Genomic DNA, 15323 nt, shown 5'->3' on the forward strand with positions numbered 1-15323 from the left:
AAGATAACCTCGGTGCGCATACCGAACGCGAACGCCCGTACACAGCCATGTTGTATTCTTGGCGCGTTTGCGCCCGGACTTCAACCCTAACGGCAATCCTCCATGCTCATAGTTCATCACCTCAACAATTCCCGTTCACAACGCGTGCTCTGGATGCTGGAAGAATTGGGCGTCGATTATGAAATCAAGCGTTATCAGCGCGATCCCAACACCATGCTCGCGCCGCCCGAGTTGCGCGCTGTGCATCCGCTCGGAAAGTCGCCTGTCATCACGGACGACGGCCAGACGATCGCCGAGTCGGGCGCGATCATCGAGTACCTGAACGAGCGTTATGGACAAGGGCGTTTCGCACCCCCGCACGGGACCACGCCGGAACGCCTTCGCTATAACTACTGGATGCACTATGCCGAAGGCTCCGCCATGCCGCCGCTGTTGCTGAAACTGGTGGCGCTGCGCATCGCCAGCGCGCCCATGCCGTTTTTCGTCAAGCCTATCGCGCGGCGCATCGCGCAGACCATGCAGGACAGTTTCATCGACCCGCAATTGAAACTGCACTTCGGCTTCATAGAGAGCGAGTTGTCGAAGTCCGAATGGTTTGCCGGCGATTCCTTCAGCGCCGCCGACGTGCAAATGAGCTTCCCGCTCGAAGCCGGAACCCAGCGCGCGGGCGCGAAGAAGCTTCCCCACGTAGCGGCTTTCGTAAAGCGGATTCACGAGCGTCCGGCCTATCAGCGAGCGTTGCAGCGTGGCGGCAAATACGATTTTGCGGACTGACCCGGGACGGCCGCGCGGCTTGCGTACAATGGCCGCTGGCTCCCTGGATTCACCTCGAATCAGGCACTTTCCGGCACTCATACGCACTTAGGCGCGAAGGCGAAGCATGGCTCGAATCGTCCCCGACGACTGGAAGAATATGGAAGCGACCGGCGCTGCCGTGCGTGAACTCGACACGCTGGCGCTGCTCGCAAAACTCCCCGACGACTACACCGTGTATCACGGTGTTCACTGGACCCGCATCAACGAAGGTTTTTCGGTGTTCGGCGAAGCGGACTTCGTGGTGGTCGCGCCGTCGGGCCGGGTGCTGGTCATCGAACAGAAGGCGGGGTTCCTGCGCGAAACGCCCGCGGGCCTGATGAAGGTCTACATGCAGAAAGAGCGCAACGTCGCCATCCAGCTTGCACGGACGCTCGAGAACCTGCACCGGCGCTTCACAGCCGCGTTCGGCGCGGGCACCTACCGGATTGAAGAGCTGCTGTATTGCCCGGACTACACGGTGAAGGACGCGTCCATTGCAGGCGTGCCCGAAGCACGCATTGTCGATGCCAGCCGCCGGGCGAAGCTGCCGTCCGTCGTGCTCGATATCCTGCCGCCCAATGAGCCGCGTTTCGAAGCGTCCGCCCGAATCCATCACTTTCTCTCCGACGAACTCGCCCTCACACCCGATACCAACGCGCTGGTCGGCCAGGCCGACATGCTTGTCACCCGGCTCTCGGGAGGCCTCGCCACATGGGCGCGCCGGCTCGAATTCCAGCCGTTCAGGCTGCGCGTGATCGGTACGGCCGGCTCGGGCAAGACGCAACTGGCGGTGCAGGTCATGCGCGATTCAGTGGCGAAGGGCCGCAGCGTGCTGTACGTGTGCTTCAACAGGCCGCTCGCCGATCACATCCGCCTGGTCGCGCCTCCCGAAGCACGCATTGCCAACTATCACCAGCTCAGCGCAAGCGTGACGCGCGATGCCGGTACCCCGCCGGATTTCAGCCAGCCGAACGTATTCGCTACGCTGGAGGAGCGTTTCGCCAACGTCGAGATTGCGGAGCACTGGAAGTTCGACGTATTGATTGTCGATGAAGGCCAGGATTTTCAGGCCCCCTGGGTGGACGCGCTGGCCCGTTTGCTGAAGCCGGACGGCGCATGGTGGTGGCTCGAAGATCCAATGCAGAACCTGTATTTCCGCGACCCCGTGCCGCTGCCCGGCTGGACCACGTTGCGCGAGACCACGAACTATCGCAGTCCGCGTGACTTGCTCGCGTACATCCGGCGGATCGTCGGACGCGAGGTGCAGCTCGACGCGGGCAGTCCGTTTGACGGTTCCGAAGTCAGTCTCTCCACCTACGAAAATGGCCATCCCGACGAAGTGATCGAGGCGACCAAGCGGGCGATCACCCAGGCGCTGGCGCTCGGCTACCGGAAGCAGGACATCGCGGTATTGTCCTTTCGCGGACGCGAAGGCTCGGTGCTGACTTCGGTCGACCAGCTCGGGCCGCATCGCTTGCGCAGCTTCACGGGCAGTTACGATTTGTTCGGGAATCCAGAATATCGGGAAGGTGACGTGCTGCTCGAATCGATCTACCGGTTCAAGGGCCAGTCGGCGCCCTGCGTGATTTTGACTGAAGTCGATTTCGACACCTTCGACGAACAGGTCGCGCGCAAGTTCTTTGTGGGTGCGACGCGTGCCACCATGAAGTTGATCGTGGTGGCGTCCGAACGTGCGGCGCTGGCCTTCGACGAACAGCATTGAGCGCCGCCATGAGACAGCAGTCAGTGTTGAGATTTCTTGCGGCCTCGTTGCTCGCTTCGTGGCTCGTCTCGTTGCCGTTTGCCGCGAGCGCGGCGCCGTTGGCGCTGGACGTGCAGGGAATGATCGGGCGCACCAACGATGCAAGCCATAGCGTCTATCACATCAGCGAAGCCGACCTGCTGAAACTGCCGGTCCATACGATCACGACCTCGACCACCTGGACGCCAAAGTCCACCTTCGCCGGGCCGCTGCTGGGTGACGTGCTGAAGCTCGTGGATGCACGCGCCGACGGTATCGAACTGCGCACGATCGACGACTATTCATACACGGTGAGCGCCAGGGAAGCCGAGCGCTACGGCGCAATTCTGGCCTACAGCAGGAATGGCGTGCGCCTCACCGTCAGCAACTTTGGTCCATTGTTCCTGATCTATCCACGCGACGCCTATCCGTCCGAGTTGAGTGGTTCGGCCGCGGAGGCAAAGTTCGTGTGGCAGATCAAAGGGATGGTCGTGAAATGATGCGTGCGCCGCTTCGCCGTTTCAAGGTGGCGATGCTGGTGGCGGCAGCCATTGCGCCGCCGCTTGGCGGCGTGGGTTACGTGCTGTATTCCGTCCTGCTGGCGAACCAGACCACGCAGCAACTCACCCTGCCGTACGACGGTTTCTACTGGGACGGCGCGCAATTCCAGATTGCGTACGGCCGCTTTGCGAACCAGGTTCTGTTGTATCGCAGCGGGATCGACGCCGATACCGACGAGATCCGGCTCCGGTTCGAGGTGCTTGAATCGAAGCTCGCCATTGTCACTGCTTCCACCGCGATGCTCTCCGATCGAGGCACCTTGCGAAACCGCCAGCAGGAGATCCTGCGGCAACTGGACGCGGCGCTCGGGTCTATCGACCCGGATATTGGTTTGTTGAGCAAGGACCCTGGGCGCACGCTGAAGATCATTGGCGTATTGCGGCAGAACCAGGATGCCGTCAACGAACTGGCGAACGGACGCCGCGTGGTCGACGTGGCGGAGCGCGACTACATTGCGCGCGATTTCGTTTCGAAGCGGCGTTATCTGTTCGCAGCGGGCATGCTGCTCGCGCTGCTCTCCATGGTCGCCACCGCCATGCTGCTGCTCAACGGCTACCGGCGTTCGCGGCTGATTCACCAGCAACGCGCGGCGCTCGAAGCACAACACCAGGCAACCCGCGCTGCACGCGAAGCATCGCAGGCGAAGGACGCGTTCCTCGGCATGATCAGCCATGAATTGCGCACGCCGTTGCATGCCATTGTGTCGTCGGTGGAACTGCTCGAACTGAACCTGCATAGCGAAAGCGATCGCAAGATCATCCAGCGGCTCGAGACCGGTGCACGCCATCTTGAGGCACAGATGCGCGACTTGACCGACTTCGCGAGGATCGGCGCCGGCAAGCTTGAATTGCGGCTGACTGTATTCGATCCAATGGAACTGCTCGACTCCATCGTGGACGCGAATACACCGGCGGCCGTGGCGAAGGGTCTGGCGTTGCGCGGGCAGTTTGCGGGCGAGGCGGGTCTGGTGGAATCGGACCAGCACCGGCTGCGCCAGATCGTGACCAACCTGGTGACGAACGCTATCAAGTACACCGACTCCGGCTCGATCGATGTGCGTTTCGAACGCTCGCTCGAACGGCTTGATATCTCTGTCATTGATACCGGTCCCGGGATTGCGCGCGAACAGTTGCCGCTGATCTTCAAGGAATTCACGCAACTCGATTCATCGAGCACGCGGCGTTTCGATGGCGCCGGCATGGGGCTCGCGGTCGTGCGCGGGCTGGTCGAATTGTTGGGCGGCGTGGTCAACGTGTCGAGTGACGTCGGTCAGGGCGCCGCGTTTCGCGTGAGTTTGCCCGCTGCATCGGTGGCGCGAATGCCCGAGCGCGAGCGTGCGCCCGCTGACTTGCCGCCGTTGAAGAAAGCACGCGTGCTGGTGATAGACGACCATGATTCCATCCGCGAGTCGCTGACTGAAATGCTGGCGCACCTCGGTTATGCGAGCGTGGCAATGCCCGACGTGGACAGTGCGCTCGCGTGGCTCGAGAACAATCAGGCCGATGTGATCCTCGCCGACCTCCACATGCCAGGCAAGGACGGGTACTCGTTCGTGAATGAGTACCGCGCAAGGCGGGCAGCGGGCGCGAGCTTGCCTGTGATAGCGGTGAGTGCCTACGCGCCGGATCTGGTCGACCCCAGCGCCGCCATCCTGTTTTTCGATTACCTGCTCAAGCCCGTGCGCTACGAAGTGCTGAAAAGCGCCTTGGCGCGGGCGTTATCGGCGGCAAGGCGGATACGTTGAGCGGTGCGCGCTAACGTTCGGGATCAGGTTCGCTGCAAGCGCTTCGACAAGTCGGCCACAAGGATCGCCATGCGCGCCGGTTTCTCGAAGCATGTGACGTTGTAGCGCTGGATGATGTCGCTGATTTCCGACTCGCTTGCCTTGCCGGTCGTCAGTTCGCCCGTCAATACGAAGATGGGCGCATCCGGGTTGTCGGAATTGCGCACGGCACTGATAGCCTCGGCCGAGGTGTGCGCGCCGAACAGCCAGTCGATCACCACCGCGTCGAACACTTGCGTCTGCAGCGCTTGCGAGAACCCTTCCAGACCATACAGAGCGACCGCTGTGAAGCCGCTGCGCTCGAGATAATCGTGCAGGTTGTCGGCGGAGGTCTGATCGTCGTCCACGACCGCGATCAGCGGTTTGTCCATGTCCGTGCGGCGCGGCTGAATCTCGATCTTGTGGACATCGTGAGCGGCGTGCAGCAGCACGCCTTCGTGCGTTGTCACAAGCCAGCGGCCGTTCATGTTTTGCGCAATGAAATCCGGGCGGCTGCCCGGTTCGAGCGCTTCGCCAATCCACGCAACGCAGGGAATCTCGATAGCGCCAAGCATAAGAACGACATCCTGGGCGGTGCCTTCGGTGTCGTCCACGTCGGCGTTCTTCGCGTCGAATAGCTGCAAGGCGGGCTCGCCGAACGCGTCGGCCACGCGGCGGATTTGCGCAAGCGTCCATGGACTGTTGCCACGTAGCTTTCGATGTCCTTGCGAGAAGCTGAGATCGAGAATGCGGCAAAGCTCGGCTGTCTGCTGCCGCTTGCCAATGCCATGGCGATTCATCAGGTCGCGTACGCGCTGGGCGACTGCGAGGGAATCGGAGGATGAGGTTTCAGTGACCATGCTGCTATAGACCGGTAAAAGCGCGTGGCGGGTTTGAAGACGGTGAGGCGGATTCGGGATGGACCGGGAGGTATTGTAGGCGTAAGACAGGGCTAGTTCGAAAAACTCTTGCGAAGATAACCGCCTGTCGTACAAGGGACGGCGAGGTTGTTACCGGTTGCGGACACATGATCCCATTCGAACCGGAAATTGATTCGCGGCTGGCAAACGTTCTCGTGCACCAGATAGCGGTATGAAGCCGCCCGAAGCAATATAAAACGGTCGATCGGACACTCGGGATGTTTGACCACCCGTGTCAATCATCATTCCTTTGGACGCGGGGCTTCCTATAACTTCAACAAGCACTGCTCGTTCGATACCCAGCATGCTTATTAATGCGGTGCTCAAAGCGGGTCGCGCTGACAACCCAATCAACACCGGGCACTGTGAGCCGCGGCACCAGGATCAAACTCAATCCGGTCATCTTGTTTGTTTCCGTCGGATATCGGTTCTGATCGGGGTTTACGCCGGTTTTCGCCACCGTTGCATTCCGACATTTCTTCCGAATCCGGGACACTGTACGCCTGATTCGGCCAATTCTGCCGGTAGCCGGCCCCGCCATCTCATCATTAGCCCGAGTTCCACGGGCACATACTACTTCCCGCTTTGTCTTCGGAGCACTATGCTTTCTACGGCAAAGAGATATGAACATTCGACACACGATGGACGTTTAAAACTCTGACTTGGGGGAAGACTAGTGGAACTCGAAACCCGCACTTTGGGACGCGTGACGAAGAGACTCGTCCCGTTCCTGATTCTCTGTTATTTCATAGCGTACCTGGACCGCGTCAACGTCGGTTTCGCCGCGTTGCAGATGAACAAAGACCTTGGACTGTCCTCGAGCGCCTTCGGCTTCGGCGCGGGGATTTTCTTCATCGCTTATTTCTTTTTCGAGGTTCCGTCCAACCTGCTGCTGGAGAAGTTCGGTGCGCGCCGATGGATCGCCCGGATCATGTTCACCTGGGGCATCCTTGCCGGCGCCATGGCGTTCATTCCCGGGATCTCGCGGTTGACAGGACTCTCGCCCGCACACGTGTTCTATACCTTGCGGGTGTTGCTCGGGATCGCGGAAGCGGGATTCTTCCCGGGCATCATCTTCCTGCTGACGCTGTGGTTTCCGGCAGCGTACCGGGCACGCGTGGTTGGCTATTTCATGGTGGCCATCCCGCTGTCCACCGTGATCGGCGCCCCTATCTCCGGTGCGCTGCTCAACCTCGATAAACTCGCGAGCCTCGCCGGCTGGCAGTGGGTCTATCTGGTTGAAGCATTGCCGGCCCTGCTCCTGTCGTTCGTAGTCCTGTTTTATCTCACCGACAAACCGGCGGACGCAACCTGGCTTGCAGCCGATGAGCGCGACTGGCTCGTGGGCCGGCAAGCCCAGGAACGCGCGCAGCGTGAGGCCGTGCGCGCCTTCAGCGTGCGCGAAGCCTTGTTCAATCCGCGGGTTCTCGCCGTCGCGCTCATCTACTTCGGCGCCAACGCGACCAACTACGGCCTGAGTTTCTTCCTGCCGCAAATCGTCAAAGGGTTCGGCCTCGGTAATGTCCAGACGGGCCTTGTGACGTCGTTGCCGTACATTGTCGGCGCGTTCAGCATGATCTTGTGGGGACGCCGCTCTGACCGCAAGCTCGAGCGCAAGTGGCATGTGGCCATCCCGCTGCTGGTGGCTGCCGGTGGAATTGCGGCATCGACGGCACTGGATGATCCCGTGCTGAAAATGATCGCGCTGTCCATTGCCGGCTTTGGCATATTCGGCTGCCTGCCGGTGATCTGGACGCTACCCGCCGCTTTCCTTTCGGGGGCGGCCGCAGCGGGCGGCATTGCCGCGGTGAATTCGCTCGGCAATCTGGCCGGGTTCTTCGGACCCTACGCGATGGGGTGGATCAAGGACAGTACCGGCAGTTTTGCCGCTGGCTTGCTCTGTCTGGCCGGGGCCGGGCTGGTCGCCGTGGCAGCGGTCCTCCTGCTTCGTCACGATAGCGCTTTGGAGAACGCGCCCGGGCCTCTTGTTGAAGAAAGCTCGCGGCACGCTTAAGGGCTCGTCTTAATGTATTGACGAGATTCTGGGGAAATTGTTCGGCCCGTTCCCTATCGCGGCGAACGGGCAGGATCCCGTCAGACTTGGCGCGGGTCTATGGCGGCTCGACCGGCAGCAGCTTCAATTCGAGCTGGACGGCAGGCTTCGTCTTGCCGACTGCCTGGCGACGCAAGGGCATCGACGCCATAGCCGAGATGCTCGTGCGGAGTGCCAAGACCACCAGCACGCACAAGATGCGCCTCATGCAAAAGTTCGGCATTGAAAACGATGCCGAACTGATCTGCTATGCGATCAAACATGGTTTGATTTCCGGGCGCGATCGCTCGTAGGGATATTCCGACAAGAAAACCAGCCCCGTCTGAAGCCACAATCGACCGTCTCCGACAGATAAGGACTTATGGCGCTCCTAGCATGGTTTTATGGGGTGGATAGCAAACCACGGAGAATCCTTATGGTTGCGTCAGAGCAGTCTTTGCGCGTACTGGTTGAAAAATGGCTGGGCGTGGGGAGCACCGGGCATTTGCAGGTGCGCTCCATTCATCGTATTCGTGCAGGGCGCCGCCGGTGCGTCTGCATTGAAGTGGAGCGGGCCGCTGGCGCCACATTCAGATCCGCCTTCAGTCCTTTCGCGCTCTTCTTTTTCCGCCACGATGACGGCGCCTGGCATATCTATCCGCCGGAGACCGTACGCCCTGCGATGAGTCCCGACCGGCTGGCCGCTTGAGCAGGGACGGATAGCTCATCTCCGCCAAAATCTAGCAAAGACGCACACCCCGGCGAGTGACGCGGCACGTGCGCACTTCAATACGGCACGCCGATAAACATCTCAAGCGGGCTGCATCAACCGTCCACAGGTCTTGATCTCTCAACCGTTTCACCGGTCCAACGTCCTTGGCCGTGACATCGCCGCGCGTCGAAAATGGGACGTCGTTGTGATGTTGTCTGAGGAAATGGAGTTGATTAAATGTTCCGCGAAATGTGCGCGCCTGCATATAGGAAATGCTTTTGCTCCCCGAAGCTTGGCGGGCATCACGATGGCGAGATTGAGATCCAGCTTGCCCGCATAGGATCCCGCGGCCCAACACCTGAAACCCATTCCTGTGAGAGATCATCCGATGAAAACAGACTTCACCCGTACCGGCGAACTCAAGAATATTGCGAGTTATCCGCAATGGCTCCAAGACGTAGTCAAGGATTGCGAAGAAGCGAAGCGAAAGGTTGTCTATCACCCGTTGTGCAAGGCCATGAAGGACGCGACGCTCGACATCGAGAGCACGCATCGTTTCCTGATTGGTTTCTTTCCTGTCATCGAGCAGTTTCCGCAGTTCATGGCGTCGAACCTCATGAAGGCACGGTTCGGCCATTCGCATGGTGAAGGGATGGCACGGTCCTACCTCATCCAGAATATCCGGGTCGAGAACATGCACGCCAAGCACTGGCTGCAGTGGGCAGGGGCGAGCGGCCTGGGGCTTGATGACTTGTTGTTGCAAGAGGTGCCGAGCGAGATGCATGCGCTCGCACACTGGTGCGGACATGTCAGCCTCACCGACGAGCTGGCGGTCGCGGTGGCGGCAACGAACTACGCAGTGGAAGGCGCAACGGGTGACTTCTCGTGCTTTGTCTGCTCCGAAGAAACGTATGCGCTGACCTTTCCGGAACCGATTCGCAAGTCGGCAATGCGTTGGCTCAAAGTACATGCGCATTACGATGACGAGCACCCGTGGATGGCGTTGGAAATCGTGGCCACGTTGCTGGGTACCAATCCGCCGGTGGAGTCCATCAACAAGATCCGCACGGCCATTCGCAAGAGCTACGACTATATGCGCATGACGCTTGATTACGCGTACGGAACGCCCCCGGAGCCGTTGGCGGTACGCGCAGTGGAGGAGGAGCCGGTGGCGGCCTGAGCGAGCCCGGTTTGGGTCATTGAAAGCGGCGCCTGTTATTGGATAACAGGCGCCGTTATTCATCTTTGGGCTGAAATTCGTCGCAATTTATGGGCGACAAACCGGTATGTTGCCGGCGTCTGCAGGACGTGTGTTGCTCTTGAAGGCGAGCGCCTGCAATGCTTAAGCGCCCTTACGCTCGCGTGATTCGGTGCCTGACGTTAGCGGCGTCGGTCCCTTGCTGAACAGCGCTGTCAGCAGCCCGGCCAGAGGCACGCAGAAAACGAGTGCTGTTGTCATCAGGCTGTTTGCCGAGCCCTGCGTGAAGAGCGGCATGATGATCGCGACTGCCGGCCCCAAGGGCAGCATGACAAGGAGATACGCACTCCAGCTCAGACCCCTCTTGCCGGCAATCGCGGCGACTATTGCCGCGCTCACGCCGTACAGCACGAAGCCCGTTATGGGTTGCATCTTCTTCCCCGGTTTTACGATTTAGCCAAAGTGTATCGGCGCCGAATACGGGGACCAACGAGAAAACCTCCGGCTGTGTGCGCTACATCACAACCATAAGCAGGCTATTGAAACGGGGTGCGTCAGCACACATAAAACGGCACCCCAATGGGGCTTGAAAGGCCGCGTCACGGTCATGTTTCTTTAACGGAACGCTGTCGGGTTCTTACTTGCCCTCATGGGCGCTTATGCTCTTTCTTACCGATTACGTGCTGGTGTCGAATTGACTCAGGAACGCGTTCTAGCGCCGGTAGCAACCAGTTGCCATATGAATAGCATGTCGGACCCCGCATGCGCCTCGGCCGTGCGCTGTGCAACCTGCAAGCCGATGCCTTGGGCGAAGCGGGTCAGCAAGAACGCGTCCGCGTGTGTCGTCAATCCCGCGATCGTGTTTCCAGGCGAACTGGCCAGAGGCATCAAGCGTTCAAACCACAGCATGCCGATATCGTTTCCTAGTGGCACTATGCGTGCGCCCGTCGTGCGCGATCTGACGGCAAAAGCGCGGCTGTCCGCCAGGTGTTCGTCGAAGACGATGGTGAGCGTGTGGCCAAGCGCCACTTGCTCGCTTGGTAGCATCCGCGACCGCAACATCGCCTGCGTGGGCCATGACACGCGCATGCATGCGCCCGCCATCGAAGCGGTTGCAAGGAACCCGCGCCGGCCAGTTTTCATCAGTCGCGCTCCTTGATCTTCCTGGGCCAGATACCTTGTTTTCCTGGCGACAGAATGCCGTTCGGATCGAGCGCTTCCTTGATGCTCTCGCTCATGCGCATCAATGCATGATTGTTGAAATCATACTGGGATGCGGCAAGATCCATGAAGGCGAGATGGGTCCTGTATTGACCATAACCCGCCGCGCCGAAGTCGTTGATCAACGTCTTCAGCAGCTCACCTGCGGCGCGCGCTTGCATAGGGTCGTCACGATTGAAAATAGCGGCAAAGATGTGATGCATGGTGCGCGGGCCAACTGTAAAACCGCCGTAGTAGTCGAAGCCATAATGCGCCGCCCGGTCCGTGATCATTCGATATTGCCGGACCGCGTCGCGGCCGAGCGGCGCACAGACAGGCGAGAAATCGATGTGCGCGCCGGCGCCGCCGGGCCAGTTCAGCAAGTTGAATGCGTCGAGATTGGGAATGCCGACCTGGCTGCGATCGCCGCCGCCTTTGGGTTCAACGTCGGCATGGGTATAGGGCGACTCGATCAACCCCGCGTCGGCGATGGATGAGAAACGCCGGTGTATTACATCGCGACGCGCCTTCACCAGCGCTTCGGGGCCATACAGGCAGAAGCGAAGATTCCAGCGGCCTATGCCGAGCTTGCGCGCCATGGTCTCTATGGCCACATCGGGCATGGCGCCCGGGCCGTCATACCACTGCTTGCGCGTCGACACGCCGGCGGCCCATCGCACCGCGCTTTCGATGACGGCGTTGCTTTGTATCGTGTCGTCGAGTTTCAACGGGCGCAGCGTCTCGACAATGCTCTCGAGATCGGCGTCGTGCCGGAACGTATAACGGCACAGCATGTAGCCTTCGGGCTTCGGCATCAGCCAGATGCCGAGCTTGGTGACAATGCCGAAATTCGACTGCATGAACATGGCATCGTAGGAGGGACCGAAACCCGCCTTGAATACTTGCCAGTCCTGATTATTGTTCATTGCACCCATGCCGGTGCGTACGATCTCGCCGTTCGCCAGCATCACTTCCATCCCGCATTGCATGGCCGCGTGATCCCCGTATGGGGTCGTGCCGAAGCCGCGCTCCAGTGTATTGCCGACCACGCTGCCCCATCCGGCGGCCGGCGGATCGAGCCACAACCTGACGCCTCGCGCTTGAAGTGCCTGATAAAGATCGTAGTAGCTGACACCCGGTTCGACCAGCGCATAACCGAGCGTCTCATTGATCTCGATGATGCGGTTCATGCGCTGCAAGTCCAGCACGACGGAGCCTTTAAGCCTGGGTGCCGCGCCGCCATAAGCGAAGTTGCGTCCGGTCGATACGCTCCACAACGGGACGCCGTAGCGGTTCGCCACGACGAGCACGGCGCGAAGCTGCTCGACATCCGAGACCATCACAACGGCTGACGCTTCATAAACATGTGCGTCACCCGGCGCGAACGGATCCAGATATGGCTGCGCCTCACCGTCTCCCGCAAGAACGGCGTTCTGACCCGCAATCGCCCTGAATGCAGTCAGCACCTGCTGGAAATCAGACTCCTGCATTCCCGGGGGACGCGGCGGACCCTTCACGGTCCCAGCATCCGGAACACGTTTATCAACGCGATTGTTTTAATCGGTTTCAACCGAGTCAACTCAATACCCGCCGCTGCTGCTCCCGCCCGAGCTCGATCCTGACGCTGAACCGTCGGTTTGGCATCCGGCAAGGGAGACTGCAAGCGAGACGGTCAGGACAGCCAGCAACGTCGATGCAACGCGTTTGAAGTTCATTTGTTTTCCCCATGGATTTTGGACGAGCGCGCAGCAACCGCCAGCGCGATGTGCGGCACTCTTGAGTTAAACGAACCGACGCGGCAGATTATTCCCGTATGTTTGATATTGTGCGTTCGCAGGCCGCTTCAATGAGCGGACCCGTCAGGATGGATTCATCGGGAGATCGAGCGTGCGCTGACCGCCGGGATCGTTGGGCGCGAAGGTTGCCGCGCCACGCTTTTGCCCCGTTAGCAAGCCGCTTAATCGAGCCAGCCGCCGGGTAACCGCCCGCACGGTTTTTTTGCTGCGAAACGCGAGCACGCCCCAGCGCGAACTGGCAATCTGCGCGCTCCACGCTCCGGTAATGTTATTGCGGCTCCAATAGGCTTTGAAGCGTTCGGCGCCCACGCCGAAATCTACATTCAGGCGTTGATCGAATGCCCATTTGACGACGTGTTCAACGACGATCGAACCGGGACCGAACTTGGCAAACCGGGCGTCGAAACTCGCAATCAGGCCGTCGACGCAGGTCGTGCCCACACCCACCACCGTGGCCGCGACGGGCGCGCCGTCCAGCGTGACCACGAACAGACGGGCCATGGCGCGTTCGTTCGCCGGGCAGAGTAGATTGACGAGAAAGTCCCGGTAATGCGACGAATCGAGCCACTCGCCTCTCTTACCGACCCGATCGCCCCATGCGCGTTTGCGCGCCAGGATCCAGTCGACCAGCGCCGCGTTTTCGCTGGCGTTGCCGGGCTCCGTGAGGCGCACTTCAAGCTGACCTTCCTTCGACAAGCGGCGTTCGAGCGCACCGGGTTTTTTCCCGCTCATCGTGCCCAGCGTCTTGCAAAACGTGTCCCATTCAGTTTCGTCGCGGAGCTTCGCAAACGCGGCGACGGTGCGTGCAGCGATCATCACATGGCGTTCGCGCGAGGCGATCGCGTGCAGTTCGGAGCCTTCATCCACATACGGAAGCTTGATGAAATCGGCGCCGCAACGCTTCAGCGCCGTCCGCCATGCGCCCGCAATCAGAGCCGGGGCAGCGGGGCTATTGGTGACGAGCACTCTCGTGTAATCGCCGGCTTCGGGGCTCAGGGGGCAAAGATAAGTCCACAGGAGCCGCCGGTACGTCACGAGTGGCCAGACCATAACAAGTCGCCCGTTCTCGCGATGCACGATGCAGCAGAGGCGTCTGCCACGCGGCTTGGCGACATGTTGCCAGGCCAGCCAGCACACGCTGAACGACTGGCCATATTGACCGTGCGCGCTCGACCAGAGGCCGTCCCATTCGGGCTGTAAAGCGCGAAAGCCGTCTTCATCGCTCACAATCTCAAACTGACAATCAGCCTGGTTCATAGTGTCTCGAGTAATAAACGCCGCTGTCCGGCGGTCGCCCTGCGGGCTCACGCGCTCGGTCTGGCAAGAACAAGTGATCGGAAGTAAAACGAAGGGCAGAGCATCCACGGATACGCTCCATGGTGCCGGTTGCGGGCATGACGCGATGTTCGGCAGCACACAATCGTATGAGGAAATATGCGGACAGGTCGGGCCTGGATTCATCGGAGCCCAGGCACCAGAGAATATTCCGGCGAGACGGATCGGCTTTCCCTTCCCGCCCTCAGCGCTCCAAATGACCCTTCAACGTATCGCGGAATTTCCGGATCAAAGCTTCCTTTGAACGCCCGCGCCTCACGATCAACGCGAACGGCGCCTGATAGCCAAACCCTGCCGGTGCGAGTGCACGCAGTTGGCCCTTGTCGACCCAGGCCTGCGCGTAATGCTCCGGCAGGAAGCCAATAAACGCGCCGGACAAGATCAGGATCAGTTGCCCTTCCATACTGTCCACCGTCGCTTCGCTACGCTTGAATCCATGCCGCGCCAGCTCTGTCTGACTCCAGTACGTCCGCCCGACCATCCGCTGCTGACTGATCGTTTCCTGCGGGATGTGACGCTCATTGAAAAGCGGGTGGGTGTCGCTGCAATACAACCAGTGCTGCTCGCAATAAAGCGAATGGTAGATCAGCCCGTTCATGCGCAACTGAAACGCGCCGATTGCCAGGTCAAGGCGGTTTCCCAGCACGCTAAGCTGCAATTCATAAGGGCTTTGCACATGCAAATGCAAATGCAGCGCCAGATGCTCGCGCGTAAATGCACCAATGATCTCGGCGAGCGGCAACGCTTTATCGCTGACTGTGGAATCGAGTACGCCAAGCTTGATACTGCCGCGCAATTCTCCGCGCAGCCCGGCGGCGTAACGCTCGAAACCGTCGACCTCGCCAAGCAGCCGCAACGCTTCCTGATGGAACTCCTCGCCCTTCGGTGTCAGACTGAAACCGCCGCGCCCGCGATGACACAGCACCACGCCCACCAGCGATTCCAGCTGACTCATATAGGTGCTGATGGCCGACGTCGACAGGTTGAGTTCCTGTTGCGCCGCAGCGAAACCCTGGTGTCGGATCACGCAGATAAAAATGCGCAGCAGGCGTGCTTCAGGCAAAACAGTGGCCACATCAAACTCCATCGAATACGGTAAATGCGGCAAGCAAACTGTCCGGTGGAAACGCGGCCAAGCAATGCCCCCGGGCCGGACGTGCCGATACTTTAGAAATAACTGAACTAAATATTTCGTACCAGCACTTTGTCAGTGTGCCGGTTAGCGCCAGAATTCAATGCAGACAGTTCGACGAATGAATGCGAGGACGCGC

14 protein-coding genes and 1 pseudogene are annotated in these 15323 nt (G+C 60.1%); 8 read left to right on the forward strand and 7 right to left on the reverse strand.

The features are described from left to right. The first annotated feature begins 102 nt into the window (after positions 1 to 102). The 4 genes from ACSQ36_RS22535 to ACSQ36_RS22550 all read left to right on the forward strand — a co-directional run bounded on the left by ACSQ36_RS22535 (position 103) and on the right by ACSQ36_RS22550 (position 4841). Entirely contained in the window at positions 103 to 774 is a 672-nt protein-coding gene (locus ACSQ36_RS22535) for a glutathione S-transferase family protein (RefSeq protein WP_436183651.1), read from the forward strand. Positions 775 to 880: 106 nt separating this feature from the next. Continuing rightward, positions 881 to 2518, forward strand: a complete 1638-nt coding sequence (locus ACSQ36_RS22540; RefSeq protein ID WP_213762007.1) for an ATP-binding domain-containing protein — start codon at positions 881 to 883, stop codon at positions 2516 to 2518. 8 nt (positions 2519 to 2526) lie between these two features. Then, positions 2527 to 3036, forward strand: a complete 510-nt coding sequence (locus ACSQ36_RS22545) for an oxidoreductase (RefSeq protein WP_213762008.1) — start codon at positions 2527 to 2529, stop codon at positions 3034 to 3036. After that, positions 3036 to 4841 (forward strand): ATP-binding response regulator, encoded by a 1806-nt coding sequence (locus tag ACSQ36_RS22550; RefSeq protein ID WP_436184918.1) that lies wholly within the window; start codon positions 3036 to 3038, stop codon positions 4839 to 4841. The genes ACSQ36_RS22545 and ACSQ36_RS22550 overlap by 1 nt, the downstream gene beginning before the upstream one ends. A gap of 23 nt (positions 4842 to 4864) precedes the next feature. On the opposite strand, the gene ACSQ36_RS22555 is transcribed toward ACSQ36_RS22550, so the two are convergent. Further along, positions 4865 to 5719 carry a helix-turn-helix domain-containing protein gene (locus ACSQ36_RS22555; RefSeq protein WP_436183652.1) on the reverse strand — a complete coding sequence of 285 codons (855 nt, stop codon included), beginning with the start codon at positions 5717 to 5719 and terminating at the stop codon, positions 4865 to 4867. Between the two features lie 736 nt (positions 5720 to 6455). Between ACSQ36_RS22555 and ACSQ36_RS22560 the strand changes: the two genes are divergently transcribed. The 4 genes and pseudogenes from ACSQ36_RS22560 (at position 6456) to ACSQ36_RS22575 (ending at position 9703) form a co-directional block, all read left to right on the forward strand. Continuing rightward, positions 6456 to 7793 carry an MFS transporter gene (locus tag ACSQ36_RS22560; RefSeq protein WP_213762010.1) on the forward strand — a complete coding sequence of 446 codons (1338 nt, stop codon included), beginning with the start codon at positions 6456 to 6458 and terminating at the stop codon, positions 7791 to 7793. 173 nt (positions 7794 to 7966) lie between these two features. Next, positions 7967 to 8125: pseudogene (locus ACSQ36_RS22565) on the forward strand (LuxR C-terminal-related transcriptional regulator); the annotation flags it as partial. Between the two features lie 122 nt (positions 8126 to 8247). Next, on the forward strand, positions 8248 to 8520 hold the full coding sequence (locus ACSQ36_RS22570; RefSeq protein ID WP_436183653.1) for a hypothetical protein: 273 nt from the start codon (positions 8248 to 8250) through the stop codon (positions 8518 to 8520). Positions 8521 to 8911: 391 nt separating this feature from the next. After that, complete coding sequence (locus ACSQ36_RS22575) at positions 8912 to 9703, forward strand: TenA family transcriptional regulator (RefSeq protein ID WP_436183654.1); 792 nt, start codon at positions 8912 to 8914, stop codon at positions 9701 to 9703. Positions 9704 to 9865: 162 nt separating this feature from the next. On the opposite strand, the gene ACSQ36_RS22580 is transcribed toward ACSQ36_RS22575, so the two are convergent. From ACSQ36_RS22580 to ACSQ36_RS22605, 6 genes are all read right to left on the reverse strand, one after another. After that, positions 9866 to 10153 carry a hypothetical protein gene (locus tag ACSQ36_RS22580; RefSeq protein WP_436183655.1) on the reverse strand — a complete coding sequence of 96 codons (288 nt, stop codon included), beginning with the start codon at positions 10151 to 10153 and terminating at the stop codon, positions 9866 to 9868. Between the two features lie 267 nt (positions 10154 to 10420). Continuing rightward, positions 10421 to 10864, reverse strand: a complete 444-nt coding sequence (locus tag ACSQ36_RS22585; RefSeq protein WP_436183656.1) for a hypothetical protein — start codon at positions 10862 to 10864, stop codon at positions 10421 to 10423. Then, positions 10864 to 12411, reverse strand: coding sequence for an FAD-binding oxidoreductase (locus tag ACSQ36_RS22590; protein WP_436183657.1), 1548 nt, complete (start codon positions 12409 to 12411; stop codon positions 10864 to 10866). Before ACSQ36_RS22590 ends, ACSQ36_RS22585 begins: the two co-directional genes overlap by 1 nt. Before the next feature lie 90 nt (positions 12412 to 12501). Further along, on the reverse strand, positions 12502 to 12636 hold the full coding sequence (locus ACSQ36_RS22595) for a hypothetical protein (protein WP_255631142.1): 135 nt from the start codon (positions 12634 to 12636) through the stop codon (positions 12502 to 12504). Between the two features lie 144 nt (positions 12637 to 12780). Then, positions 12781 to 13974 carry a GNAT family N-acetyltransferase gene (locus tag ACSQ36_RS22600; protein ID WP_436183658.1) on the reverse strand — a complete coding sequence of 398 codons (1194 nt, stop codon included), beginning with the start codon at positions 13972 to 13974 and terminating at the stop codon, positions 12781 to 12783. 262 nt (positions 13975 to 14236) lie between these two features. After that, the gene (locus ACSQ36_RS22605; protein ID WP_436183659.1) at positions 14237 to 15127 is read right to left on the reverse strand and encodes a LysR family transcriptional regulator; all 891 of its coding nucleotides are present in this window, start codon (positions 15125 to 15127) and stop codon (positions 14237 to 14239) included. Between the last annotated feature and the right edge of the window lie 196 nt (positions 15128 to 15323).

The sequence above is a fragment of the Caballeronia sp. LjRoot34 genome (assembly GCF_964253815.1).
GTDB lineage: Bacteria > Pseudomonadota > Gammaproteobacteria > Burkholderiales > Burkholderiaceae > Caballeronia.

Bases quoted from the DNA above. Each gene is read 5' to 3' on its own strand.
- ACSQ36_RS22535 (WP_436183651.1), top strand. From the start codon at position 103: ATGCTCATAGTTCATCACCTCAACAATTCCCGTTCACAACGCGTGCTC.
- ACSQ36_RS22540 (WP_213762007.1), top strand. From the start codon at position 881: ATGGCTCGAATCGTCCCCGACGACTGGAAGAATATGGAAGCGACCGGC.
- ACSQ36_RS22545 (WP_213762008.1), top strand. From the start codon at position 2,527: ATGAGACAGCAGTCAGTGTTGAGATTTCTTGCGGCCTCGTTGCTCGCT.
- ACSQ36_RS22550 (WP_436184918.1), top strand. From the start codon at position 3,036: ATGCGTGCGCCGCTTCGCCGTTTCAAGGTGGCGATGCTGGTGGCGGCA.
- ACSQ36_RS22555 (WP_436183652.1), bottom strand. From the start codon at position 5,719: ATGGTCACTGAAACCTCATCCTCCGATTCCCTCGCAGTCGCCCAGCGC.
- ACSQ36_RS22570 (WP_436183653.1), top strand. From the start codon at position 8,248: ATGGTTGCGTCAGAGCAGTCTTTGCGCGTACTGGTTGAAAAATGGCTG.
- ACSQ36_RS22575 (WP_436183654.1), top strand. From the start codon at position 8,912: ATGAAAACAGACTTCACCCGTACCGGCGAACTCAAGAATATTGCGAGT.
- ACSQ36_RS22580 (WP_436183655.1), bottom strand. From the start codon at position 10,153: ATGCAACCCATAACGGGCTTCGTGCTGTACGGCGTGAGCGCGGCAATA.
- ACSQ36_RS22585 (WP_436183656.1), bottom strand. From the start codon at position 10,864: ATGAAAACTGGCCGGCGCGGGTTCCTTGCAACCGCTTCGATGGCGGGC.
- ACSQ36_RS22590 (WP_436183657.1), bottom strand. From the start codon at position 12,411: ATGCAGGAGTCTGATTTCCAGCAGGTGCTGACTGCATTCAGGGCGATT.
- ACSQ36_RS22595 (WP_255631142.1), bottom strand. From the start codon at position 12,636: ATGAACTTCAAACGCGTTGCATCGACGTTGCTGGCTGTCCTGACCGTC.
- ACSQ36_RS22600 (WP_436183658.1), bottom strand. From the start codon at position 13,974: ATGAACCAGGCTGATTGTCAGTTTGAGATTGTGAGCGATGAAGACGGC.